Below are 24,979 nucleotides of genomic sequence, written 5' to 3'. Positions count from 1 at the left end.
GAGTTCATTTGTAAAACTTCCACTTCATTCAGTAGCACCGTCACTAGAATCTTTAAACAATATTAATTCCTGCACTTGCAGTACCAAGAATAAGGTCAACTGTAGTATCTCCTGGTATCGATGAAATATAAAATACCATTAATAATTGGTCACCTGGAGCTACTGGTACCGGTGGAATATTAGCGGATGCAAATACTAAAAGACCTACAGGTATAGGTTCTGTAATAGTTGGAGCTAAATCAACGCTAGCACTTGTACCAGTAAAACTATTACTTCCTATAGGTGCACGAAAAATTTGAGCACGGATTGTTATAGATCCTGATTCAACCTGTCCCCCTAATGCAGTATATGAAGCTGAAATAGCAGTAATATTTCCTTCACGTGGGACGGTAAAGGCTTCATTTAAAAGTCCAGTTAAATTAATTGTATTATTTGCAATAGGTACAAGGTCTACAGCAGAACCAAAACCTATAAGACTAGCAAGGTTATTGCCGAGTATATTTTCAACTACAGTTTGTGTATCTCCAGAGGAAAAGGGAATTATTGAACCGCCGTTGTTTTCTTCGCCGTTCTCGATTTCTGAATTTATACAATTTATATCTTTAGCCACAAAAGGTCCAAAGTTATCACATTCTTTTCTCGTTGATAAACAATTACAATTATCTTTATTAATGCACATAAATTTTTCTCCTTTCATCGCTATGATATGTTCGAGAAAGTAAGTGAGAAGGGCTATTAACTTGATAATAATATTCTTGTAATGCATCTCTTTCGGTAGGCAGTTTATACCGAAGCAAATGAACAAGAAGATTCCTCTGTAGTTGTATTCCCCGTTTATAGAAATAGTTAAAGCATCTACTTTTTCTCCTGGGGCTGGGACAAATGTGTTTCAGCCAACAAAAATACCGAACTATCCAATGAAACTCTCATGAAGTGTTTCGGAATAGTTCGGTTTTTCTATTTATCGTGTTTTGTTAATTTATAGATTATTCGGCTTTATGAAGGAACCATTTAGTTATGCCCCAGCCTCTTTGTTATTTGTAGGGGCATAGGAATGTTGAGCGATTCTGTGGAGAATAAACGCAACAGTGAACGTCCAGTACGGTTTTAAACTGGCTGAATGAGCGAAATACACAGACATATAAAACCCCTTATAGGATTTTCATTAACTAGTTCCATATATTAAAAACGTTTTGTGCCATTTTACAGATTTTCGAACGGGAAAGTCCAATCCTTCAGGTGTGGGATGAGAGTGAGGTCGGATACGGAGTGCTACTAAAAAACTGAAAGGTTTGTGGTACTTCAAGTATCCGAAAATTCCGCACTTTTTTGTATGTATGTTGCATTTATAAATAAAGCTGATACATTTAAGTTGAGAGAGGAATTTCCTCATCTTCAACATTTGCCAAGCCAATGGACACGTTCCTATTTTGTATCTACCGCAGGAAACGTATCGAGTGAAATCATCAAGCATTATGTGGAACAACAAAAAACAAGGGGGGAATACTATGCAAGTTAAATGTAGTAATTGTGGTTTTGCGCAATTTTCTAAAGACTGAAAATTCAATAAATTATGCAACTCAGTTCATGGTCAATAATTAGAGAAGCAATTATAGAAGAGTAAAAAGCATTGTTTAAGAGGGAGGGGGCTACAGCGTCTTAGAAATCGGTATTTCCACTAAAAAAACTCAGTGACGCTGTGTAAATAAAATGAAGACCCCTTTTTCTATTTTTCAATAATTATTTGCACCGAATTTTACTTGCACATTTGCATCTTCGCATTCTTTTTTTACCAGATAAATAATTTCATTTGCTCGAGATTTTGATAATTTATTTGCCATCACAGTTACGGAAATGTTTTCTCCTTCTATTTGTACTAAAGCATCGGGAAATCCTAATGATTTAATTTGCATCTCAAGTATTGCCTCTGTAGATTCTTCCTTATTGAGAGTATCGATTTCAATAGACGCTGTATTTTGGTCGTCAACAAAATACTCATCTGACGTTAATTTTTGCGTTAACTTTTGGCGAAGTTGATTTCTTTCGTTACTAACTTGTAGGCGTGTTTCTTCAAATAAAGGGCTAGAAGAAGATACTTCCTTCGTCACAGTCTGTATTGCGGCTTTTTGATCTGCATCTGCAGACAAGGCAATATCCTTATCCTCTTTTGATTGTTTTGGTGATTCCATCAAATAAAACACTGAAATTACTGCTACTAGAGTTAATAATGCAAGTAACCAAGACGATTTTTTTTGTAGGTGCATTCACTTTCCCTCCATTTCGATAAATTTGGTGAAATACCACTAAGCATCTTTTAAATGTCTGTTTTATGAGAATTTATTTATAAATATGCTAACAGTTAAACGAAAACAACTCATTTTGTCTGTCCGATTTGTCGAAGCCGCTTTAAATTATCGGAAATAAGTTTTGTCTTCGCATTTAAAGTAGGTGCTATGTACGAAAGTATTGACATGTCCCGTTGGTGGTTACAGAGGGAAAATGTTTATTGTAAAAAACTAACAAAAGGGTACTAGATTTATGAATCAGTACCCTTTTGTTGATTATTTTTTTCATCTAACTATAAGAATAATAAGCCAAATAAAGAAAGGAGTAGAGAAATTCCGAGGATTGTCCCAACAACTTTCATATGTCTTTTCCGTCCCATTACAACAATTGCAACATATTCACGAACCATTGCGTTGGGCCAATAATAAAATGCTGTTTTTGAGCCGATACCTTGGCTATTCAGGCCAGCTTGTCTAGCGTATAGACCAGCACGGAAAAGATGGAAATTATTTGTTGTAAAGATGCTGTTGTATTTACCATCTGGTTTTAACGTATCCATAACCTGTTTCGAAAATAACATATTTTGATAGGTGTTTACAGAACGATTTTCTTGCACAGTATGCTCAAGAGGAATGCCTTTTTCAACAGCGTATTTTTGCATCGCTTCTGCTTCAGGCAGATTTTCATCGGGACCTTGTCCTCCAGAGAAAATAATTGTTGGTGGTGCGGTAACTGCTGCTTGTTTCTGATAAAAATCAATAGCTTTATTAATTCTACTTGCAAGAAGTGGTGGTACTTTATCGTTAATTAAGCCACTGCCTAGTACAATGATAAAATCTTGGTTATACTTTGGTTTATTAAACTGATAGAGGAAATATGCAGATAAAAAGTTTGATAAATGAATCAAGAAATAAAAAGTAATAAGCGATATTCCACCAAAAATAGGCTGAAATATAGTAGATAAGAAACTAGATGGACTAATAATAGGCATGACAATAAATAATAAAATAATAATAGCTACAATTAAAGTTAAGGAATTTGCTAAGCGTCTTCCTTCTCTTTTCATTAAAATTCTTGCATTAAGAAATAGGCCGAACATTAAAGCTACAATTCCAAAAGGTATAATAAAGAAAAGTGCTATTAAAGGAATAATAACTAAAAGCTTTATAGTATTGTTTTCATTTGCTAAAGAAACAATCGTACAAAATAAAAGAAATGAACAGAAAAAAATATTAAATAAAAAGCCATTTACTATCTTTCTGGGATCTTTCAAGTAAGAATACAAAAAAATAATAAATAGGATAAGTGGAATAATCCCAAAATACATAAAAAACCTACACCTCATCTATATAGTATTGATCGTTTTATTTTTAAACTCCTATATATTAGCATAGATTTTTGAAATTACATCCTTTTTACGTAATCCTTACATAAACCTTAAAAAATATTGTTAATTGTACAAGATAATTATTGCCTCATCATCAAAAGTTGTGGATGACATTTGTTAAAACGTATGCTATTTATCTTCATTCAGTAGAAAACTCCTATTTCTAAAGGGGGTGAGATGAATTCGTCTTTGCAATAGGTGTTCAAATAAATAGAGGAACTCAGTCTAAGAACGCCGCGTTCTGTGGCAATGTATCTATGCGAAAGCAAAGTGATAGCAGCAATTACGCTATTGCGAAATTGAAAAGAGTTGATTGGAATGGAGACTGGGCGACTCCTTAGGGATTAGCGATATAGAGGAACGAAGGCTAAAACCATCACTTCCTGTGTGATAACACCTTCGTGACCAACATCGTGTTGGCCCGAGACCCTGCAGCGAAGCGGCTCATCGGACGCCCCCAGGAAGCTTTGCTCTGTGCGAAAGCGAAGCGTCAGCAACAACAAAGCGCCCAGTCGGAACGGAAATCAACCACACGTTAAGGTGATGAGCTGATTTTTTGTTTTTGGTAAAATTACGAAATTTTAAAAAGGAAAAACAATTCGAGGAGAGAACTATATTGATTATTATGGAAACAGAAAGGTTAGAATTACGAGAACTAAACGATGATGATATTTCTGTCCTGTATTCAATTTTTTCAGATACTGAAATAATGAAATATTATCCATCACCATTTAACTCCTTTCAGCAAATGTCTTTTGTACCGAAAGCGTAGCGGCAGGTACAGAAGTCTCCTACCTCTATAGATGGTGAGATGAATTCGTAAGTTACTTTCCAACCACCTGTAACTAGTCGCTACAGAAAATAATTGCTGAAAGAAGTTAAAGCCTCCGGCGGATGTCACGGAATCGGAAAGGAGTGCTTTGTGCAAGCACAAAGCCGATTCCAGACGCAATTATGCCAAGGCATAATTGATTACAGAACAAACTAAAAACTGGGTTGAGAAAAATAAACAAAGATATCGAGAAGATGGTATGGTTTATGGGCTGTATGTTTAAAAGAGTCGAATGAATTAATTGGAGATTGTGGCCTCGTTAATCAAATAGTTGATGGAAAAACTGAAGTGGAAGTGGGCTACCATATTCATAAAAAATATTGGTCTAAAGGTTATGGAACTGAGGCAGCTAAAGGTTGTGTGGAATATGGATTTTCACAGATAGGACAAGAAAAATTAATAAGTATTATTGACCCTAAAAATGGATCATCAATTCGTGTAGCTGAAAAAAATAGTTTTATGAAGGAGAAGGAGTCGTTTATCTTTAATAAAATTCATCATATATATTCAGTACAAAATTATTAGAATACTAATTTATATTTAGTATAAAAGAATAAGTTGTAATTGTAAGACATAATGAGGATTAAGTGATTACAATTACAACTTTTTTTAGATGGAAGTTCCTAACTATTTTTCTTTTAAAATAGTTAGAAGGAAACTTGGTAGTCCTATGAAAGATCCTTTTTTAAATAGTAGTGTTTATAATCCCTTCCGACATTGTCCAATGTACCGTAGATTTGATATCCGTGATTTTGATAAAAATCTAAAGCCTGAAAACTTAAAGTATCGACCTTTATGAAATCACATTTGTTATTTAAAGCAATTTGTTCGATTTCTAATAACAATTTAGATCCATGGCCAAATCCACGAATATCCTCATCGATCATAAGTGTATGTATCTCTAACCAATTCCAACAAACTTCTCCCAATATGCCACCGCGGATTTGATCATTTTCATCTGTAAGAAAGAGGTCGATTTCTTGATATCTGCCTCTTAAATCTTTTGGGAAATGCTTTAAATTGTATTCGTAAAGCTTATTATTAATTAAAGATTTTTTACGTTCATTTTTCTCTTGTGAGATGTTGTATTGCATTCATTTTTTCCTCCTCTTTTATAATGGGAAATTTCGTTTCTAAACCATGTGGTAGCTATTTTCATTCCAATAATGCTCCAGTAAAAAGTTTGGCTTCCCAATTTTTTTGCCAAAAAGGTTGAGTCTGTTTGTATCCACTATCTAAGAAAAAACCTTTTTGGCTGGGGACGTCTTTCAGTAATTTTCTCCAAATAGCATCCCCTTTTCGAATGAATGTAATATTATTGTAAATTATAAAATAAGTTAAGTGTATTTAGCGATTAAATAAATAACCAGGTACTTTTAAAAAAGACCTGGTTATTTGCGAATCATTCATTTATTTTTTCATTCTCCGGTTCTAGGTGAATAAGAATATTGGCTTGATGAAAGTGGGTATTAATCTTTTCTTCAATACGATCACATAAATTATGAACGGTTTCAATGCTTTCGTTTGATGCTACGACTAAATGGAAATCGATGTATTCTTCCGCCCCAGAACGTCTAGTTCGAAAATCGTGGTACTCAATGTATTCATCTTTAAAAGATTCAATAATTCGAATAATTTGTTCTTCCTCTTCCTTTGATAATCGGGCATCCATTAATGGAGGAAATGTTTCTTTCATCAGTTTAAAAGCTTCCATCATAATATAACATGCTAATACTATCCCGATGATTGGGTCCAAAATGTACCAGCCAGTTAAATGGACAATCAATAAACTCAAGGCAACACCTAAAGATGTATAGACATCTGTAAGTAAGTGTAGTGCATTTGATTTCATGGCAACGGAGTTGGTATTCTTTGCCGTTCTATAAACAATCCTTGATACAAAAAAATTAATTAAGGCGCCTAGTAACATGACCAGTATTCCTAGAACTGGAAGTTTGATTGGTGTAGGAGTGATAATTTTATGAATACATTCATAAATAATCCAAATTCCAGCAACAAAAATTAAAAGTGTTTCAATTGTCCCTGATATATTTTCAACCTTTCCATGTCCGTAGGGGTGCTCTTTATCCGCTGGTTTACTGGAAATTCGTACGGAGAGAAAGGCAATAAAAGAGGCGAGTAAGTCTAGAAGTGAATGGATTGCCTCCGATAAAATTGCAACTGATCCTGTGAACAATCCAACGATAATTTTTAATATGACCACAGTAGAATTACTTAAAACTGATAAAAATGCAATTTTTGATGAATTCACCTAAAATCACCTCCTGATAAATATAGACCTATGATACCAAGTAAACTTTGAGTGGGTCTATAGCAACGTTTTTTCCTAACTCCGATTAAATAATTAGTGTGAAAAAAAGTTGTATAAAGGAAAGATATATAACTATCTTTTTTAATAAATCATACAACCCTAGCTAAGGTGTTTGGGTTAAAATTGTACGCTAATAAAGCGGGAGAAGAATAATGACTATATTATGTGTAGATGCGATAAGGTTTACTTAAGAAATTAAAGTGGTAAATTTAATTCCAAAGATTAAATATCAATATAGTTTTCAATTGTTCGCTTTTTTGTCGTGAACTCCAGATAATAGATAATAAAAAAGAAAAGGAATTGCTATCCATTTTCTACCTTCGATATAATAAAATAGTGGTACCAAATTGGATTAGTAAAGAGGCGGATAGTAAAGTGGATTATATTCAAATTACTAGGAACAATATTGAACAGGAGCATATATGTTGTGCACTCGGTTCGAAGCAATACGAGGAAGCGGTAAAGGAAAAGAAAGAATGGTTGATGAACCGTATGGATGAGGGGCTAGTTTTTTTTCGTTTAAACGACCGGGCAAAAGTGTTTATTGAATATTTACCGGCAAATCAAGCTTGGGTTCCTATCGATGCACCGAATTATATGTATATTAATTGCCTATGGGTTTCAGGTAAATTTAAAAATCAAAATCATGCTAGACAACTGTTTGAAAAGTGTAAGGAAGATGCATTAGCGCAAGGGATGGATGGCATCGTACATATAGTAGGGGAGAAAAAGCTTCCATTTCTAAGTGATAAGCGTTTTTTCGAACATTTGGGATTTGAAATTGTAGATCAAGCAGCGCCTTATTTTCAGCTAGCTGTCTATAAATTTAACGATTGTGCCGACGATCCTTCCTTTAAACTGCAGGTGAAAAATCCTTTATCTAATCACAATGGTATTGTGATATACTTCACTGCCCAATGTCCTTTTGCAGTAGGCGTTATAAATGATTTTAAAAAATTGGCAGAGGAAAGGGGCATTCCTTTTCATGCATATCAACTAATGACGAAAGATGAAGCACAGAATGCACCTATCATATGGACTACCTTTGGACTGTTTTACAATGGTCATTTTATGACACATGAAATACTGAGTGCAAACAAATTCGAAAAATTATTAAATACATTATGAAAAGGGGATTTATCTCCTTTTCATGAACATTAAAATTAGAGCAAATAAACAAATACCTACAGTAGAACCAAGAGTAAACGACCAGGAAAAATAATCGAAAAAGATGTATGCAATTAATAATGCTAGCATATATCCGAGAGCAGTGCCCAGCAATTGTTTTTTGATATTCAACGATCCCACTCCTTACTGCGTGATAGTTAATATACTTATTTATATTTTATAGAAATATTAGGTAAATATCCATAACAATCAAGATAAAAGGAAGGTGATATCAGTTTTGAAAATAAGCAAACAGTATGCAGAACATTATATATGGGGAGAACAATGTGATGGCTGGCATTTAGAATGATCTCAGTATTATTCATGAGCGTATGCCTGCTAAAACAGTAGAGGTAAATCATTATCACCATCATGCACAACAATTTTTCTTTGTGCTATCTGGAACAGCAACAATCGATATCGACGGAGAACGAATTGTGTGACAAAAAAATGAAGGAATTGAAGTGCCACCCCTTAAACCGCACCAGATGCGTAAGATTCAGGAGAAGAGATAGTTTTTAGTCATTTCAGAACCAAATAGTAGAGGAAATCGTATCCAACTATAAATATATCATCAGTTCATTATTACTCAATCATAAAGGAGTTACAATTTTTGAAAGCAAAAAGCATTAAATTATATGAATTTGGAAGCCCTCGGGAGGTTTTGAAGTTTGAAAATAAGACGATTAAACCTCCTCAAGAACAAGAAATTCTTGTTCGGATGCTAGCACGACCTATTAATCCTTCCGATTTAATACCAATCTGGGGGAACTACGCTCATCGAATTTCTTTACCAACTATTCCTGGCTATGAAGGAGTAGGAATTGTAGAGGATGTAGGTCCGTATGTTTCTCAAAATCTAATCGGAAAGCGTGTACTACCTTTGCGAGGGGAAGGAACTTGGCAGGAAATTGTAAAAACAAGTGCAGAATTCGCAGTACCCATCCCCGATTCAATTGATGATTTTACCGCAGCGCAAATGTATATCAACCCAATGACAGCTCGGGTAACTTGTACTGACATATTACAATTGCAGCCAAATGATGTTTTATTAGTGAATGCCTGCGGTTCCGCAATTGGACACATTTTTGCTCAGCTAGCAAAATTGTTAGGGTTTCAGTTAATCGCGGTTACGAGAAATAATAGACATACTGACGATTTAATTCAGCTTGGCGCTTCCTATGTAATAGATACTTCAGTAGCACCGCTCTATGAGACAGTAATGGAACTAACAAATGGTAGGGGGGCTGATGCTGCTATTGATTCTATTGGGGGGACAGCAGGTAATGATCTCGCTTTCTGTTTGAAATCTGAAGGGGATTTTTTAGCTATTGGTCTTTTATCAGGTGTGCAAGTGAATTGGCAAAGAATCGTTAGAGAGGCAAATGTAAAGGCAAATATGTTCCATTTACGTCATTGGAACAAGCAAGTCTCGATAGAAAGATGGCAAGGTACATTTCATCACTTAATCAATCTAGTTAATAGTGATAAGTTAAAAATGATGGCAGTGGATTCTCATTATGACTTGTTAGACATTAAAAATGCGATAACGGCCGTTGAATCGTCTAAAACCTCAAAAGGAAAGATCTTTTTAACAAGTTATTGAAATGAAGAGGCTGGGACAAATGTGTTTCAGCCAACAAAAATACCGAACTATCCAATGAAACTCTCATGAAGTGTTTCGGAATAGTTCGGTTTTTCTATTTATCGTGTTTTGTTAATTTAGAGATTATTCGGTTTTATGAAGGAACCATTTAGTTATGTCCCAGCCCCTTTTAATAGGGTGTCTAGGCTACTGCGTATTCTTCGTGCGCATATTCTAAAATAAATCTGTTGATAAATATCGTAGACCAGTATCGGGTAGGATAACGACAATCCGTTTCCCTTTGTTCTCTGGGCGTTTGGCAAGGGCTGTGGCGGCAAATAAAGCAGCGCCTGATGAAGTACCTACTAATAGACCATCTGACTTCGCAACAGCACGTGCGGCCTCATAAGCTTGTGCAGTTTCCACCTCGAGTACCTCATCAATTATTTCTAAATGAACATTCGATGGCACACGAGCCTCGTCTGCATCGGAGAAGCGGTGAACACCTGTGATTTCAATAATATCTGGATTTTCGACTGTTGCTATGGAATTCACAGCAGGCTCTACACCAATGATCTGAATATCTGGATTTTTAGATTTTAAGTATGCACCAGCACCACTTATCGTACCACCTGTGCCAATGGCTGCTACAAAAATATCAATTTGTCCGTCTGTATCCTCCCATACTTCAGGACCAGTTGTTAACTTATGAATATTTGGGTTGGCATCATTATCAAGCTGATTTAAAAATACAACATTTTCTTCTTGTTCAACGACTGTTTCTCGAAATACTTTAATCGTTTCAACAAAGTCACCATCTGTTTCCTCAAAGGCAGCTACCATTTCTGGGACATCTGAAAATGGTACAACCTCCGCTCCGTATGCCTTAACTACCTTTGTACGCTCTTCACTTACACCATCCTGCATGTAAATTCGAAGCTTATAGCCTTTTGCAGCTGCAATTGCTGCTAGACCAATACCAGTATTGCCACTAGTTGTTTCAATTATTGTTTTATCCTTTGTCAACACACCACGAGCTTCAGCATCCTCAATCATCGCTTTAGCAACACGGTCCTTCACACTATTAGCAGGATTAAAATACTCTAACTTTACGATAATTTCGGTTTCTAGCTGGTGCTCTTCTACATACTGATTTAATGCTAAAAGTGGTGTATGACCGATTAATTCTGTAATAGATTGTTTAATCTTATTAGTTACAATTTGACCCATCCCAATCAACCCCTTTTATTTAACCTACTTAACAAACTTGTTTTGTAGGGATTGGTGGAATCATATCAATATAAATCCATAAAAGCAATAAAATCACTAATAGAAGTATTAAATGTAGCAATAGAAAAAAATAATTAATCAAATCTACAAAATAATTTTTTCTTGGTTTAGTAATGCGAGAAATACGGATTATTATTGACAATGCTTTTATGCAAAAGCGAGTAGCCCGAAACATAAATTGATGTCTTCTCAGAAAGTAATAGTGCATGAAAATATGTATATTTGGAGGAATTTACTTTAAATTTGTTAATTAACGATATTTTGGAATAATATTTGTTAAAATGTAAGCCTTGTATAAAAGTTGGTTAGAGTGGAAACTGGATGACTACTTGAGATCAACGTTAAAAATGAAATGAGTTATTAATTTAGCTTGATGTTGTTTGGGAGATGAAAGTATGAAAGAGACAATTTCTTCTGTTTGTATAACAGCTGAAACAAAAATTAACATGATGAAGCAAAAGCCTGCTAATTATTTATTGTTAGCTATTTTTGGCGGACTTTTTATCGGATTTGGAATTTTGCTCATCACTACTATTGGCGGCTTATTAAGTCCAGCTGGGGTACCGAGTATGAAGATCCTACAAGGATTATCATTTGGTGTGGCACTTAGTATGGTCATGATGGCTGGGGCCAATTTATTTACCGGTGATAATCTAGTGTTAACGGTGAGTACACTATCAAAAAAATCTTCACCATTAGAGATGTTGGGCATTTGGACGTTTAGTTACATAGGAAACTTCTTTGGTTCTCTTTTAGCAGCCGCATTATTTTTTTACTCGGGGCTAGCAGGTGGAGACATAGCAGCTTACATTGAAAAGCTGGCTACAGCTAAAATGAGTGGTAGCTTCGTTGAACTTTTATGTCGAGGTATTTTATGTAATTTGCTTGTATGCTTGGCTGTATGGTGTACCTATAAATTAAAAACAGAGACTGGAAAATTAGTGATGATTTTCTGCTGTATTTTCCCTTTTGTCACAATTGGATTTGAGCATTGTATAGCAAATATGACATTGTTTTCCCTTGCTCTTTTAGTACCTCATGGTGAACTCGTATCGTTTACTGGAGCCATTTCAAATTTATTACCTGTAACATTAGGTAATATTATCGGGGGAGCCGTTATTGGTTTTGTTTATTGGGTAAATGGTAGAGACTAATAAATCACTGGATATTGCTATTGCTGTCAGTATTATTTCCTCGGTTGAAAGTAATGGCAATTTGAAAAGTGATTGTAAGGTTTCCTGCAATCAAATTAACGGATGAATACTTGACAAACTTCATCTATTAATATTTTGACTTTGGAATAAATGATAGATAGAATGACAGGTAGAGTTGCTAATGTAACTCTACCTTTTTTATTTATGTCAATGTAATTAATGCTGTGAAATTAATAGATTATGTAATGAATATAAAAGAGAGCGGAGGTATTCAAAAATGGAACAAGAAGTAAACCAACACACGATCCTTCAAGCAATTTTAGAGCTTTCGAAGCAGATGCAAGACATGAAATCAGATCTTCAGCAACAGATTGAAGCGGTTGAAAAGAGACTAGAAGCAAAAATCGAAGCAGTCGAAAAGAGACTAGAAGCAAAGATTGAAGCGGTCGAAAAGAGATTAGATGAAAAAATTGAAGAAGTGGAAACAAGATTAGAAAAAGTTGAACAAAATTTAAGTCGAAAAATTGATCTTGTAGATGCAAAATTTGAAATATTATCACTGGATTTATTAACGACAAAAGCTGAAGTATCAATGTTAAAACAGGTAAGATAGTAGCAAGTATACCTTAGCATAATTGTAGCTGTCGCTTTGCTTTCGCTACAGAAAACATTTGCCGCTTTCGCGCAAATAAACAATGCTTCCAGGCTTGGCTGTGCTAGCACAAAGACTAACTATGCCTACATTCAACCCACCACATAACTTCCTAAATTGGCTTACCGTATCCCTTAAGGTTACGGTATTTTTTTGTTATAATAAATGTAACGAAGGAGTGAAAACATTGTTAAAAACTGAGGTATTTGAACAATTAAAACAAGCAATGAGAGAAAAGGATGTATTAGCAAAAGGCGTATTATCGCTTTTAAAATCTGCTCTAGACTTAGCTGAGAAGGAAAAGGGAGAAGCTTTATCATCGGAAGAGGAAATGGCTATTATAAATCGTGAAGTCAAGCAAACAAATCAGGCGTTAGAAGGTGCTCAAAATGCAGGGCGAGCTGATTTAATTGAAAAAGAGGAAGCGAAATTAGCACTTCTCAAATCATTTTTACCGAAGCAATTAACGGAAGAAGAAATTGCAGAAAAACTTGTGGGAGCTGGCGTTGTAAAAGGGATGAACATGGGGGATGCTATGAAAATTGCAAAACCTTTGTTAACTGGTCAGGCTGAAGGCGCTGTTATTTCAAAAGTTGTGAAGGGTCTCATTTAATGTTGTTAGAAACACCCTCCTACTCTAAGTAGTAAGGGGTTGTTTTTTAAGCTCCTGCATTTTTTGTTCCAGGCTAGTATCACTATTTGCCAAAAAATGAAAATACCTATATACTAGTTATTAACCACTGGTCAATAAGGAGGATAAAATGTCGCCACGTAAGCCGTCAACAAAAGATTTGACGAAAGAAATGATTATAAATGAGGCTCATAAGCAATTTATCACGAAGGATTTTCACCAAGTATCAATGCGTAGTATTGCTAAAGAGCTTGGTTGTAGTCATGGGGCTATTTACTATCATTTTAAAAATAAAGCAGAAATATTTTATGCAATATTAAGTGACTATTTTTCTGAACTAAATAATACTTTAGATGAAAATATGAACGGTCCCGAAGATCATAACACTAAACTACTGAATATTTTTGTAGGCTATATGGCGTTTGGTTTAAATCATCAAAGCCAGTATGAATTAATGTTTATCATGAGGGATAGTGAAATTGATGGGCTTTCGCAAGAGGCAGCGAACCTTAGTTATGAAAAATTTGCACAAGCTGTACAGTCCTTATCAATGACAGAACTGCTGATTTCAGATATACATTCTACATTCATTGCTCTTCATGGATTTGTTACACATTATCGTCATTATGTAAAAAATTATGAGGAAGCGAAAGAAGCAGTGGATATACATGCAAAATTTCTAACCAAGGCTTTAACACATATAGAAAGTAGCTCTAGTTAAAAAATCTAGAGCTTTCATTTAATAGTTATTTGACCAGTGGTTAATTAATGAAGGGGGTAATTAATTTTGCAAACAGCATTAGTTATTGGGGCATCTGGTGGTATGGGTTATGCTCTAGTAAATGAACTAGTACGTCGCAATATACAGGTGAAGGCATTTGCTAGAAATAAAGAAAATTTAGTAGCACTTTTTCAGCATCACAAAAATGTAGAAACCATTTCGGGTGATGTATTTAATGAACAGGATTTGATGAAAGCTTCAAATGGTGTGGATATTATTTTTCATGCTGTTAGTTTTCCGTATCAAGATTGGGAAAAACTCCATATGCGATGCGTAGACATGGTGATTAACATAGCAGAAAGGCGAGGGGCGAAGATAGCACTAGTAGATAACATTTATGCATATGGAAGACAATCAACAAATCCTGTAATAGAGCAAGCTAGAAAGGAACCACAGACGAAAAAAGGGAAAATTCGTTTAATGATGGAAAATAAATTAAAAAACAGTAATGTACCCTCGTTAATTGTACATTTCCCGGATTTATACGGACCAAATGCAGAGAATACAATACTCTATGAAACGTTAAAAAATGTAGCACAAGGTAAAAAAGCTAATTTTGTAGGAAATATGCAGGTGAAAAGGGAATTCCTTTATACAGTTGATGGCGCAAAGGCTATGGTTGAGCTTGCTTTACGAAACGACACATATAATCAAAATTGGAACGTGCCAGCTGCTCATCCAATTGCAGGGGAAGAACTGGTAAAAATTTTACGTGAAATTACAGGCTACAAAAAAAGCATTCGTACAGTTTCTAAAGGCATGATCCGATTAATTGGACTATTTAATCCATCTATGAAAGAAGTAGTTGAAATATTGTATTTAACCGAAGAACCGGTCATTTTAAGTGGGGAGAAATACGAAAAGGAAATAGACGCTTTACCACGTACTTCATATCGAGTAGGGCTAGAAGAAACGATTGCTTGGATGAACAAGAGAGCGCAAAAAAACTTTTAAGAGTTAATGAAAAAATCCGCATAAACTTCTATAGGTAAAACTTACCCATAGGGAGTATAGCGGATTTTTGTTATTAGTTTTTCTTATAGCTGAAATTTTTGTATGATATTACGAAGTTGTTGTGCCATCTCAGCTAAATTATTTGAAGACGCCGTAATTTCCTCAATACTAGCTGATTGCTCCTCGGAAGCAGCAGCCACATTTTGAATGTTTCCAGATGATTGAACGGCTACTACCCCAACTTCCTCAACGGAAATTGCAATGCTGCCAACACCTTCATTAATATTAGAAATGATATTATTGACATGATCCATTTCCTGAGTTAACGAAGTAATATGCGAATAGATTTCTCCAAAGGCTTCACCTGATGCATTAAAAGTAGTTGAGCTTTCTGCAAGGTTACTACTACTAATTTCCATAGATTTAACAGCTTGCGCAGACTCTTCCTTAATTGTTTCAATACGTGTTCGAATACTATTCGTCGCTGCTAATGATTGGTCAGCAAGTTTACGTACTTCTTCTGCTACAACCGCGAAGCCTTTACCATGCTCACCAGCACGTGCTGCTTCAATAGATGCATTTAAAGCGAGTAAATTTGTTTGATCTGTAATCTCATTTATTAAGGTTACAATGTCGCCAATCTCATTTGAGTATGTGCTTAAACGTTTCACAACCTCTGAAGTCTCTTGAATAGCATTAGATGTAACAACCATTTTTTCTGTAGCACTTTGAATCGTCGTGTTGCCTTTTTCTGAAATAGAAGATGCACTAAATGCCTTAGAAGTGACATCATTCACGCTCGATACAACTTCTGACATTTTAGTAGAGATTGTCGTAATATGACTTTCTACTTCTTCAATAGAAGAAGTTTGTTTATCTGATCCTGCAGCTACTTCTTGCATTGAAGATGTAATTTGTTGAATTGAGGCACTTGTTTGCTCAGAACCTGCCGATAATTCTTCAGACATAGCAGCCACTTGCTCAGCATTTTCAGCAATTTGCTGAATAAGTGAGCGTAGGTCTCCAGTCATATTTTCAATGCCATCAGAAAGCTGAGCAATTTCATTAGAGCCTTTTATTTGAAGTGGTTCAACAGCTAAGTCTCCTTGTGCCACCTTACCAACATAGTTTGTCATATTTTTAATTGGTTTTATAATGCCTTTACTAATGAAATAAGCCACAATAATACCGAAAATCAAAAACATCACGGTCATAATAATACAAGTCCAAAGAGTCTTAGTTTGAAGTTTAGAAATGAAGGAAGCGTCCATATCTAAACCAAAAAGAATATCAGTATCTTTAAATGGTATAAAAATCGATTTATGAATACCGTATTCATCTGTATAAATATCACTAGATTGAACGGTTCCAGTACTTAGCGCTTCATTCATATCCTTACTAAAAGCATAGGCCTCTTGATAATCATCTTTTTTACTTAATGCCACAATATGTTCATTGTTATTTGCACGTGAAAGAACGTAAGCATTTTGAATATCGTACTCGTTCATTGTTTTATTTAATGCATTTAATAATTCTTTATATTTATCCTTATCGCCGTTATCAGCAGCTTCGACGTCGTTTTTGTCTAGATCATCAAAAATTGTTTGAGATATTACCTCTAATGATGACTCAAATTGTGTAATAACAAAATTATCGATAATCTGATAAGACGAAATAAATAATACGATACTAAATATTACTGAAATAATCGCAATTGGAATAGTGAAACTTGCAATATATTTATAGAGTAAAGAGCTTTTAAATTTTTTGACTATACTCAACTTTAACATCCTCCAATACTTTCACCTTTTGTTGTAAGAAATGGATCATATCACCAATATGCTCTTTCTCTGTATAAGGAGAAATTGAAAAGAATTTTGCAGCAGCGACTGGAATTTGTTGTTTTGTATCGCTAGTGTTGACAGTGCAAACACGTGTCGTATCACCGAAAAATACTTCGTCGCGACCTTCTCCTATAATTTCAAATAAAGAAGCGTTAAGGCCATTAATATATTCAATCTGATCTTGTGTATAGCTACCTGATTGTTCAGATTTCCAATTAAAGCCTTCAGGATACAAACGAAAGGCTGTAACTGGTCCAATATTAGATTCATTGACTACTTGTAACATTGGAGTTTTCTCAGCTAACTGAGCACGGAACGCTAAGTTTACACGCACATAATTAGCTAATATTTGTTGGTAGCCTTCTTTACCAAACGCCTGTAATGCAGCATAAATAGCAATTGAACTACCCATACGAGAGCATTCTAATGTATAGCCTGTATGATAAGAACCATAACCTCGATTACCAACATAAGGTGTGTCGAAGTCCTCGATATCTAATAGCTGTAGATGTTTTCCTTCTTTTATTAAGAATAAGCTTGTTAAATAAGGAGTTTGACCAAGCTTTTGGAAGTCGAAGCAGAGGCTATCTGCAATAGGTAGATATTGCATACGTTCTTTAATTTGTTCTAGTGCTTGTAAAACATCAGTCTCTAATTGAAGTGGATTTGCCTTAAAATCATAATCGTTGAAAAATGCGTAAAACCCACCTAAAGCTGAATCAGCGTGAATATGTATAGGTTTTAAGGAATGTTTTTGTTCAAGGTCAGTTGTAACTTTTTTGATTGCTTGTACATCATCAATGGCAAATTGATCTGTAGCGCCTGTTGTAGCAACTACATACACTGGAATACCACCATTTTCGATAACCTCAGTCATACGCATACGTAAGTCTTCGATATCCATTGAATGGTCTTTGCCAGCTTTAATACGAATTAAATGTTTGCTACCGATGCCGACTGCTTCAATTGATTTTAATAAGCTGTAATGAGCATTTTCTGAAGCAAAGCAATATAAATTATTTGGTACGCCATCTTCTTTTGCGTTAGGGAATTGTTTAGCAATCGCAAGACGAAGTCCACTGAAAACAGCCCCTTGTCCACCCCAAGTTGTGTAACCAAAGCTTTGAGTATAGTCGTAGCCAACTAACTTCGACATCATTGCTACTACCTTTACCTCACATTCTGCAGCAGCAGGTCCGTATACATCCCATAAATTGTTACCGTTAAGCAGAGCATTCGTAAATTGACCTAATATGCCAGGAATGCTAGCCATTGGCAAAACGTTTGTTACAAAGTTACGTGTATGGTAAGGATGTCCTTGCATTAATTGCGTTAAATCATTCACAACCTGATCAAGTCCGACACCTGAAGTTGGTACTTGATTTTCTTGCATTAACTCTTTATAGAAATTGTCAGAGCGCTCCTCCATTGGCCCAAGAGTTGTAGTTTTTGGGTTTTTTAACTCATCTAATGATGTAACAATTTTCTTTAATAGGGATAAAAAATTCTCTCTTTGTTCGATATTCCCATCTTCGCTTTGGAATAATTGTTGGATTTTTTTCATGTTCATCATCCTTTTTAGTTCGTTTTTCCCTTATTTTTTCATTTAACAAAAATAGGTCGTTTTACTAAAATTATAATAACATATTATAACAGGGAATGAATTTATATTTTGTAGGATAATTAATTTCAGTCATTTCAAAATAATCTGATTTAATTTTAAGCGAAATACACGGGAGAAATATTGTAAAAGAGTATGTTCGTAAATGTTGAATTTAAAGGGTTTTTATGACTTTTTTTGATAAATTATTGCAAAGCTAATGATGGGGAGGTGCTATAAGGAGGCCAACATTTTTATAATAAATACTATTCAAAAAATAATTTTAATTAATTTAAGAATGGTGAATATTTTAATACTTTATGACTATTAAGGGTGAAATATATATTAATCTACGTTTAGTTAAAGAAAAGTTCATTAACTTATATGTACCCACACCTAAAACAACAATGAATAATAGACCAAGACTTAAATAAGTCATTTTTTTTCAACATAAACACGCCTTACAATACCGATAATTTTTTCAATGATAAACCATACTAATATTGAGGTGAAAAAATGTATAAATTGCTATCGCATAATGATTTAGATGGAGTAGGTTGCGGGATTTTAGCCAAGCTTGCCTTTCAAGATCAAGTGAAGGTAAGGTACAATTCAATTTCAGCGTTGGACCGCGAAATTGAATATTTTTTAGACAATAACGAACAAGATACATTTTTATTTATTACCGATTTATCTCCAAATGAGGATAATGAAAGGCGATTAAATGATTATTATATCGCAACGGGAAATGTTCAATTGCTAGATCATCATAAAACGGCTTTTCATTTGAACGATTATGAATGGGGCAAAGTATTAATAGAAGATGAAAAGGGCTATTTAACATCAGCAACGTCTTTATTTTATCAGTATCTTGTTACACATGGATTTATAGAACAGAAGAATTCCATCACAGAATTTGTAGAGTTAGTAAGACAGTACGATACGTGGGAATGGGAAAAGAATGACAATCAGCAAGCACGTCGACTCAATGCACTCTTTTTTTTAGTATCAATCGAAGAATTTGAAGAAAAAATGCTGGAACGTTTAAAGACTAGCGAACATTTTGACTTTGATGAATTTGAAAAGAAAATTTTAAAAATGGAAGAGGAGAAGATAGAACGGTACATCCGCCGGAAAAAAAGGGAATTAGTGCAAACGTCGATAGGAGAGTACTTTACAGGTGTGGTTTATGCAGAATCGTATCATTCAGAGCTTGGCAATGAATTAGGAAAAGAAAATGTACACCTCGATTTTATAGCTATATTAAATATGGGGGGCAAAAAAATTTCATTTCGTACGATTCATGATCACATAGATGTTTCGGCAATTGCAGCCGAATTCGGAGGGGGAGGGCATCAAAAAGCAGCTGGTTGCTCTTTAATTGATGAAGCTTATGAGCAGTACGTGGCACAAATATTTCATATAGCACCAATACCAGAGGATGCGAAACGAAATCGCTATAATTTAAGGTTCTCTTCTTTTGGGACAATGTATAAAAATCTTAAACAAGAATTTTTCCTCCTATATTCAATAAGTGATTTTGATTGGGTAATTGAAAAAAATAAACTTCCATTAGATCAAATCTTTACAAGTTTTTATGAAGCAGAATGGTTTTTAAAAAGAAATTATCAAGCATGGTTAGTTAAAGATGAGTTATTTGTAGATTATTTAATGGACGAAGCCAAAAAGGTTCGGCATCAAGAGTAAGGGGATATATATTATTCCTTGTGAAAAAACTAAATAGTCAAGGGAATATGTAAATAAGGGTGATTTCTGTTCCGAATGGGCGACATAATTAAGAAAAAGGATTTACGCACAGTTTTGTGTGTGAATCCTTTTTTTACTCTTGGGAAGGTGGATGTCGATAAAATTCAGAAGTTGGTAGATAAAATTCAAAAGTTAGTCGATAATTCCCGAAAGTGTTTCGATAAAACTAAAAAGAATAGATACATAGTGAAATCAGCCAAACCTTGACATCGTTAGAGGTTATATAATGTCCAATTGAAAACTACAATAAATAAAAAGCATTTATTTTCATTCAACAAATGTTTTCTGTGCGAAAGCGTAGTGCTAACGTAGCGACAGCAAAGCGTCAGCTACAGTTACGCCAAGGCGAAATTGATGTAGACATACTTTCTTAAAATGAGGTGTACATGATGTCCAATGATATGCTTCTTGTCGAGAGTCAGCCTAAGGAAAATCGGGGGCGGAAAATATGGTTTATTGTAATGTTACTTTTATTGGTAGCTACTTGTGTAATTGTTTATTATTTTTTGTTTAAGAAGGAATTGAATTTTGAAGCCTACAAAACAGTAATCGATAAAACTACTGAAAATAGTCTCGGACGTTTAACGTTAAATGAAGTAATAATTGATGATAACCAAATACTATTGAATGCTACCTTTAAGCCAGTAAAAGGCTTAAATTTCGACTACCAAATCTTTTTCTTTCCACAGGTTTTGGTGAATGGAAAAGAGTTCACGGTTAGAAATGGAGGACAGACTATCCAACAATCTGATAAAACCTATACAATCTATAGTAGTGTGAAATTAAGTGAACTACCTGATGATAAAATAATAAACTTAGATATTCGTTATAACGACTGGAACAGTGAAAAAAAGATTGACGTGCCGTGGGAATTTCAATTGGAAGCTTCACAAGAGCATTTACAAGAAGATAGAAAGGTCTTCCCTGTTGAGAAAAAAGTAAAGCTTTTAGATGGTCAGGAAATAACAATAGAGGAGGTTGTTTCTACACCAATATCAACAACGATATACTTTCATTCTAAGAAAAGCTTACTAAATGAAGCATTGCATTTTAAAATCCAGTCAGCAACAGGGGAATCTTGGCCATTTAACGAAGCCTATCCTTTGAATGAAGAGTATACGAAGTGGGGTGTCCGCCTCGATGCATTATATTTAACAGGGAAGAGCTATGAGCTCATTCCGATAGCTGCAAATGGAAGTGAACTTGGTTCTGCCATCAAAATTGGAGATTAAGAAAGAAAACATGACTCCCTACGATAGCTATTTTTTTACCGGCATTTTTGCTAATAGTAGGGGCAATGCCTTTTTGGCTAGCTCTTAATCGTTTCGCTGGATTAAGAGGAGCGATGGCTAGTGCAAATGCAACAGTTGTAGGAATAGTAGCTGCAGCTTTTATTCATCCGATTCAAAATGGACTATGGTGCTTGATACGTTGGAAAGTTCAAGCCTATATGCTATGCTAGTCGGCATTTGCATAGGAATTGTATGCTATGAAGAAAACGACGAAAAAAATCAAAACCATTTTTTACCTTGGTTTTGATTTTTTATGGAAATGAATTGAATACCTAGGTAAACTCTTCTTTTCGAATGGCTAGTTTCTTCATATGATACTGCAAAGATTGGCGAGAAATATTTAATTGTTTAGCAGCGACTGAAATATTTCCTCCACACTGCTTTAAAGCTTTGCGGATATATTGCTCCTCATTTGTATGCATAAGTGCTTTTAGTGGACGTTTATTAGATGGGACGGTTTTCATTAATAGTTTATTTTTTAAATAGCGCGGTAGCATATCCTCTGTAATCCAATTTTCTGAGTTGGCTTGTATCACAAGATTTTCAATCAAATGCTCTAGCTCACGTACATTGCCAGGCCATTCATAATCTATTAGTAGCCGATGAAGCTCAGGTTTTATTGTAATATCTGCTTTCATGTACTTAAGAACATTTTTATGTAAAAAATGTTGGATAAAGAAAAGTATGTCATTTGGTCTCTCGCGTAAAGGCGGAATGTATATACTTGAATGAGCGATACGGTAAAATAAATCAAGACGCATTTTGCCGCCAGCTGTTAGTAGCTCAGGATCTTCGTTGGAGGCACTAATGACTGTACATTCGATGGGAATGAGTGTATTACTCCCTACACGTCTAACCGCTCGTTCTTGTAAAACACGCATTAATTTAGGTTGAAGTTCCATTGGTAAAGAGTTGATTTCATCAAGGAAAAGTGTGCCATCTTTCGCATATTCAAAAAGCCCTTCTTGATTTGTAGCACCTGTGAATGCACCTTTTACAGAGCCAAAAAGTGTGCTTTCTAATAGTGTAGATGGGATAGCAGCACAGTTTATAGCTACAAAGGGCTTTGCCATTCGAGGGCTCAAATTATGCATGCTCTGTGCAAATATTTCTTTACCTGTACCTGTTTCACCAATAATAAGTGTATCAGTATTATAACTCGCAATATTAGTGGCTTCATCAATAATTTGCAGGAGCTCTTGACTGGTCCCTTTTAAATCTTGAAATGTATAAATAGTGCCATTATTTCTTTTTACAACTTCTGGTACTTCCATAGATTCACGTTTTGAATTAATTGTTTGACGTAATTGATTACGCAGGCTTGTCTCAGTATGTGTAATGGAAAATACACCAATTGTTTTATTATCTTTCCGTATTGGGAATGAACTATAGCCAACACATTTCGGTTCATTTTCCGAATGGACAAGGGCTCGATATTTCGTATAGATTGGCTTCGCTGTTTTTAAAATATGAGAATGCTCCGATAAACGACGATCTTGATAATTGTAAGCATCCCAAAGCTTCTTTCCAATCATGTCTTCCTTGTTATACGCCTCCATTTTAGTAAGTGCCTCGTTGTAATAGACGATATCTCCATCTGCGTTACTGACAATAATTCCTTCATCTAAATGTTCTATAATTTCCTCCAGTACAAAAACTTTATTTTCTAATGAGTACTGGAAATCTGCTGAATTTTCTACTAAAACAAAATAATATTGCTCCGTAAAATAGAATGGTTCAATAGTAAAAGATAAATGCTGCTCATGCGTTAGTAGCTGTTGTGGGTGATGAAATAACATGACGTCAATGTCAGCGATTGCATCTATAGGCATATTGTTTTCTAAATCTAACGAGATACTATCGTTGAGATGCCACCATTTCACTTGAAAGGAACTATCTAATGCAATGATATTAGCTCCCGATATTGTTGCAAAGCGTCGTAACTCCTCGTTCACAAAAAAACCCTCTTCCTCGTTATTTTGCATGCAAAAAATTTCTGCTTTGTTCTAAATCGTATCACATTAATTCACTGAATAAAATCAATATACAGAAAATTCTACAAGTGCAAAATTTATCTGCACACAATTTTAAGGGGTTATAAAATTAGCGGTTAGCGAAAATTTTCGCAATTTATTATGTAAATACGATTCCTCATCACTTTTCAAAAGAATATTTAAAGAATTTTTAAAAGTTGGCATGCTATTTGCATTATTAAAATGTAGATACAAAGAGGAGGAATAGAAATGTCAACTACATTAAACATTACGAAAGAATTAGAGAAAATGGTTCCGCAAGTAATTCAGTGGAGAAGGTATTTACATGAAAATCCTGAACTGTCGTTTAAGGAATACTCAACTTCTGATTATGTCTATAACCAGTTAATATCTTTTGGGAATTTAGAGGTTACTAGACCGACGAAGACGAGTGTGTTAGCTGTTTTAAAAGGCGATATACCTGGAAAGTCCTTAGCTTTACGAGCAGATATGGATGCCTTACCTATACAGGAAGAAACAAATTTGCCATTCGCATCTAAAGTGCCTAATGTGATGCACGCTTGTGGCCACGATGGACATACTTCAATGCTACTAGGTGCGGCAAAAATTTTATCTTCTCTCAAGCAATCTATTAAAGGAGAAATTCGCTTTATTTTTCAACATGCAGAGGAAGTATTTCCTGGTGGAGCAAAAGAAATGGTGGCAGCCGGAGTTTTAGAAGGAGCTGATCAAATTATAGGATTGCATTTATTCTCTATGGTTCCTACAGGGAAAATAGGTATTTGCTCAGGTCCCTTTACATCAAATTCTGATACATTCGATCTTGAAATCATTGGCAAGGGTGGGCACTCTTCTGAACCGCATAATTCCATTAATCCTATTTTAATAGGTGCGCAAATTACTAATTTATTACATCAAATTGTACCACAGAAAATTGACTCAACAGAACGTGCTGTCATAGCTGTCACTGAATTTAATGCGGGGAGTGCTAAAAATATTATACCGGATCGTTCGCTTTTAGGAGGAAGTGTAAGAACTTTTTCGCAAGAAGTACGTGAGTTGATTGCGAAAGAAATTGAAACTCAAGTAAAGCACTTCACGGCGGTACTTGGTGCTGATTATAAATTTGACTATCACTATGGCTATTCATCTGTTGTAAACGATGAACATTTGACTTCTTTAATTGAAAATATTATTAGAGAAAATTTAGAGTCAGTAAATATTTTACACATTGATCCAATTATGGCTGGAGAAGATTTTTCGGCGTTTTTAACGAAAGTTCCTGGCGTATTTATAGGGATTGGTGCAGGCTTTGAGGATGAAACATTAAATTATCCACATCATCACCCTAAATTCAGAATCCAAGAGGACTCGTTAGAAGTTGGATTGAAACTATTAGTTTATACGGCGTTAACACTAAACTCTTAAGGA

At 34.9% G+C, this 24,979-nt stretch carries 23 protein-coding genes and 2 pseudogenes; 15 read left to right on the top strand and 10 right to left on the bottom strand.

All coding sequences use genetic code 11. From position 1 onward, the window contains the following. Positions 1–52: 52 nt before the first annotated feature. On the bottom strand, positions 53–697 hold the full coding sequence (locus tag ACYQ73_RS10410) for an exosporium glycoprotein BclB-related protein (RefSeq protein WP_460012435.1): 645 nt from the start codon (positions 695–697) through the stop codon (positions 53–55). Between the two features lie 636 nt (positions 698–1,333). On the opposite strand from ACYQ73_RS10410, the gene ACYQ73_RS10405 reads away from it, so the two are divergent. Then, complete coding sequence (locus ACYQ73_RS10405) at positions 1,334–1,519, top strand: transposase (protein WP_460012653.1); 186 nt, start codon at positions 1,334–1,336, stop codon at positions 1,517–1,519. A gap of 214 nt (positions 1,520–1,733) precedes the next feature. On the opposite strand, the gene ACYQ73_RS10400 is transcribed toward ACYQ73_RS10405, so the two are convergent. Both ACYQ73_RS10400 and ACYQ73_RS10395 read right to left on the bottom strand, forming a co-directional pair. Then, positions 1,734–2,264 (bottom strand): SpoIIIAH-like family protein, encoded by a 531-nt coding sequence (locus ACYQ73_RS10400; protein ID WP_460012434.1) that lies wholly within the window; start codon positions 2,262–2,264, stop codon positions 1,734–1,736. Positions 2,265–2,578: 314 nt separating this feature from the next. Further along, on the bottom strand, positions 2,579–3,613 hold the full coding sequence (locus ACYQ73_RS10395; RefSeq protein WP_460012433.1) for a YdcF family protein: 1,035 nt from the start codon (positions 3,611–3,613) through the stop codon (positions 2,579–2,581). 676 nt (positions 3,614–4,289) lie between these two features. On the opposite strand from ACYQ73_RS10395, the gene ACYQ73_RS10390 reads away from it, so the two are divergent. Both ACYQ73_RS10390 and ACYQ73_RS10385 read left to right on the top strand, forming a co-directional pair. Next, positions 4,290–4,445, top strand: a complete 156-nt coding sequence (locus ACYQ73_RS10390; protein WP_460012432.1) for a GNAT family N-acetyltransferase — start codon at positions 4,290–4,292, stop codon at positions 4,443–4,445. Positions 4,446–4,650: 205 nt separating this feature from the next. Continuing rightward, positions 4,651–5,030, top strand: a pseudogene (locus tag ACYQ73_RS10385) (GNAT family N-acetyltransferase); the annotation flags it as partial. A 143-nt stretch (positions 5,031–5,173) separates the two neighbouring features. Here ACYQ73_RS10385 and ACYQ73_RS10380 read toward each other — a convergent pair. Continuing rightward, positions 5,174–5,599, bottom strand: a complete 426-nt coding sequence (locus ACYQ73_RS10380) for a GNAT family N-acetyltransferase (protein ID WP_460012431.1) — start codon at positions 5,597–5,599, stop codon at positions 5,174–5,176. 308 nt (positions 5,600–5,907) lie between these two features. After that, entirely contained in the window at positions 5,908–6,777 is an 870-nt protein-coding gene (locus tag ACYQ73_RS10375) for a cation diffusion facilitator family transporter (RefSeq protein ID WP_460012430.1), read from the bottom strand. Between the two features lie 435 nt (positions 6,778–7,212). Between ACYQ73_RS10375 and ACYQ73_RS10370 the strand changes: the two genes are divergently transcribed. Then, positions 7,213–7,965 (top strand): GNAT family N-acetyltransferase, encoded by a 753-nt coding sequence (locus ACYQ73_RS10370; protein WP_460012652.1) that lies wholly within the window; start codon positions 7,213–7,215, stop codon positions 7,963–7,965. Between the two features lie 9 nt (positions 7,966–7,974). Here ACYQ73_RS10370 and ACYQ73_RS10365 read toward each other — a convergent pair whose 3' ends face one another. Continuing rightward, positions 7,975–8,136, bottom strand: coding sequence for a hypothetical protein (locus ACYQ73_RS10365; protein ID WP_460012429.1), 162 nt, complete (start codon positions 8,134–8,136; stop codon positions 7,975–7,977). A 106-nt stretch (positions 8,137–8,242) separates the two neighbouring features. Here ACYQ73_RS10365 and ACYQ73_RS10360 point away from each other — a divergent pair. Next, a pseudogene (locus tag ACYQ73_RS10360) lies at positions 8,243–8,570 on the top strand (cupin domain-containing protein). A 47-nt stretch (positions 8,571–8,617) separates the two neighbouring features. Next, entirely contained in the window at positions 8,618–9,610 is a 993-nt protein-coding gene (locus tag ACYQ73_RS10355; protein WP_460012428.1) for a zinc-dependent alcohol dehydrogenase family protein, read from the top strand. Between the two features lie 213 nt (positions 9,611–9,823). Here ACYQ73_RS10355 and ACYQ73_RS10350 read toward each other — a convergent pair whose 3' ends face one another. Then, positions 9,824–10,819: a PLP-dependent cysteine synthase family protein gene (locus ACYQ73_RS10350; protein WP_460012427.1), complete on the bottom strand. Its 996-nt coding sequence runs from the start codon at positions 10,817–10,819 to the stop codon at positions 9,824–9,826. A 455-nt stretch (positions 10,820–11,274) separates the two neighbouring features. On the opposite strand from ACYQ73_RS10350, the gene ACYQ73_RS10345 reads away from it, so the two are divergent. From ACYQ73_RS10345 to ACYQ73_RS10325, 5 genes are all read left to right on the top strand, one after another. Then, complete coding sequence (locus ACYQ73_RS10345; protein WP_460012426.1) at positions 11,275–12,033, top strand: formate/nitrite transporter family protein; 759 nt, start codon at positions 11,275–11,277, stop codon at positions 12,031–12,033. 277 nt (positions 12,034–12,310) lie between these two features. Continuing rightward, the gene (locus tag ACYQ73_RS10340) at positions 12,311–12,646 is read left to right on the top strand and encodes a hypothetical protein (protein ID WP_460012425.1); all 336 of its coding nucleotides are present in this window, start codon (positions 12,311–12,313) and stop codon (positions 12,644–12,646) included. Between the two features lie 226 nt (positions 12,647–12,872). Beyond that, complete coding sequence (locus ACYQ73_RS10335) at positions 12,873–13,298, top strand: GatB/YqeY domain-containing protein (RefSeq protein WP_460012424.1); 426 nt, start codon at positions 12,873–12,875, stop codon at positions 13,296–13,298. Between the two features lie 148 nt (positions 13,299–13,446). Next, positions 13,447–14,037 (top strand): TetR/AcrR family transcriptional regulator, encoded by a 591-nt coding sequence (locus tag ACYQ73_RS10330; RefSeq protein WP_460012423.1) that lies wholly within the window; start codon positions 13,447–13,449, stop codon positions 14,035–14,037. Between the two features lie 66 nt (positions 14,038–14,103). Then, positions 14,104–15,051 (top strand): SDR family NAD(P)-dependent oxidoreductase, encoded by a 948-nt coding sequence (locus ACYQ73_RS10325; protein ID WP_460012422.1) that lies wholly within the window; start codon positions 14,104–14,106, stop codon positions 15,049–15,051. Positions 15,052–15,134: 83 nt separating this feature from the next. Here ACYQ73_RS10325 and ACYQ73_RS10320 read toward each other — a convergent pair whose 3' ends face one another. Further along, complete coding sequence (locus ACYQ73_RS10320; RefSeq protein ID WP_460012421.1) at positions 15,135–16,841, bottom strand: methyl-accepting chemotaxis protein; 1,707 nt, start codon at positions 16,839–16,841, stop codon at positions 15,135–15,137. After that, entirely contained in the window at positions 16,810–18,459 is a 1,650-nt protein-coding gene (locus ACYQ73_RS10315) for a pyridoxal phosphate-dependent decarboxylase family protein (protein ID WP_460012420.1), read from the bottom strand. The genes ACYQ73_RS10320 and ACYQ73_RS10315 overlap by 32 nt, the downstream gene beginning before the upstream one ends. A gap of 552 nt (positions 18,460–19,011) precedes the next feature. Here ACYQ73_RS10315 and ACYQ73_RS10310 point away from each other — a divergent pair. The 3 genes from ACYQ73_RS10310 to ACYQ73_RS10300 all read left to right on the top strand — a co-directional run bounded on the left by ACYQ73_RS10310 (position 19,012) and on the right by ACYQ73_RS10300 (position 21,724). Then, positions 19,012–20,202: a DHH family phosphoesterase gene (locus tag ACYQ73_RS10310; protein ID WP_460012419.1), complete on the top strand. Its 1,191-nt coding sequence runs from the start codon at positions 19,012–19,014 to the stop codon at positions 20,200–20,202. Between the two features lie 449 nt (positions 20,203–20,651). After that, the gene (locus tag ACYQ73_RS10305; RefSeq protein ID WP_460012418.1) at positions 20,652–21,494 is read left to right on the top strand and encodes a DUF4179 domain-containing protein; all 843 of its coding nucleotides are present in this window, start codon (positions 20,652–20,654) and stop codon (positions 21,492–21,494) included. 47 nt (positions 21,495–21,541) lie between these two features. Continuing rightward, positions 21,542–21,724, top strand: a complete 183-nt coding sequence (locus ACYQ73_RS10300; RefSeq protein ID WP_460012417.1) for a hypothetical protein — start codon at positions 21,542–21,544, stop codon at positions 21,722–21,724. 102 nt (positions 21,725–21,826) lie between these two features. Here ACYQ73_RS10300 and ACYQ73_RS10295 read toward each other — a convergent pair whose 3' ends face one another. After that, on the bottom strand, positions 21,827–23,509 hold the full coding sequence (locus ACYQ73_RS10295; protein ID WP_460012416.1) for a sigma-54 interaction domain-containing protein: 1,683 nt from the start codon (positions 23,507–23,509) through the stop codon (positions 21,827–21,829). Between the two features lie 288 nt (positions 23,510–23,797). Here ACYQ73_RS10295 and ACYQ73_RS10290 point away from each other — a divergent pair, with 288 nt between their 5' ends. Beyond that, entirely contained in the window at positions 23,798–24,976 is a 1,179-nt protein-coding gene (locus ACYQ73_RS10290; protein ID WP_460012415.1) for an amidohydrolase, read from the top strand. The last annotated feature ends 3 nt before the right edge of the window (positions 24,977–24,979 follow it).

Source organism: Lysinibacillus sp. CTST325, from assembly GCF_054665055.1.
This window is presented reverse-complemented; position numbering and strand designations above follow the sequence as displayed.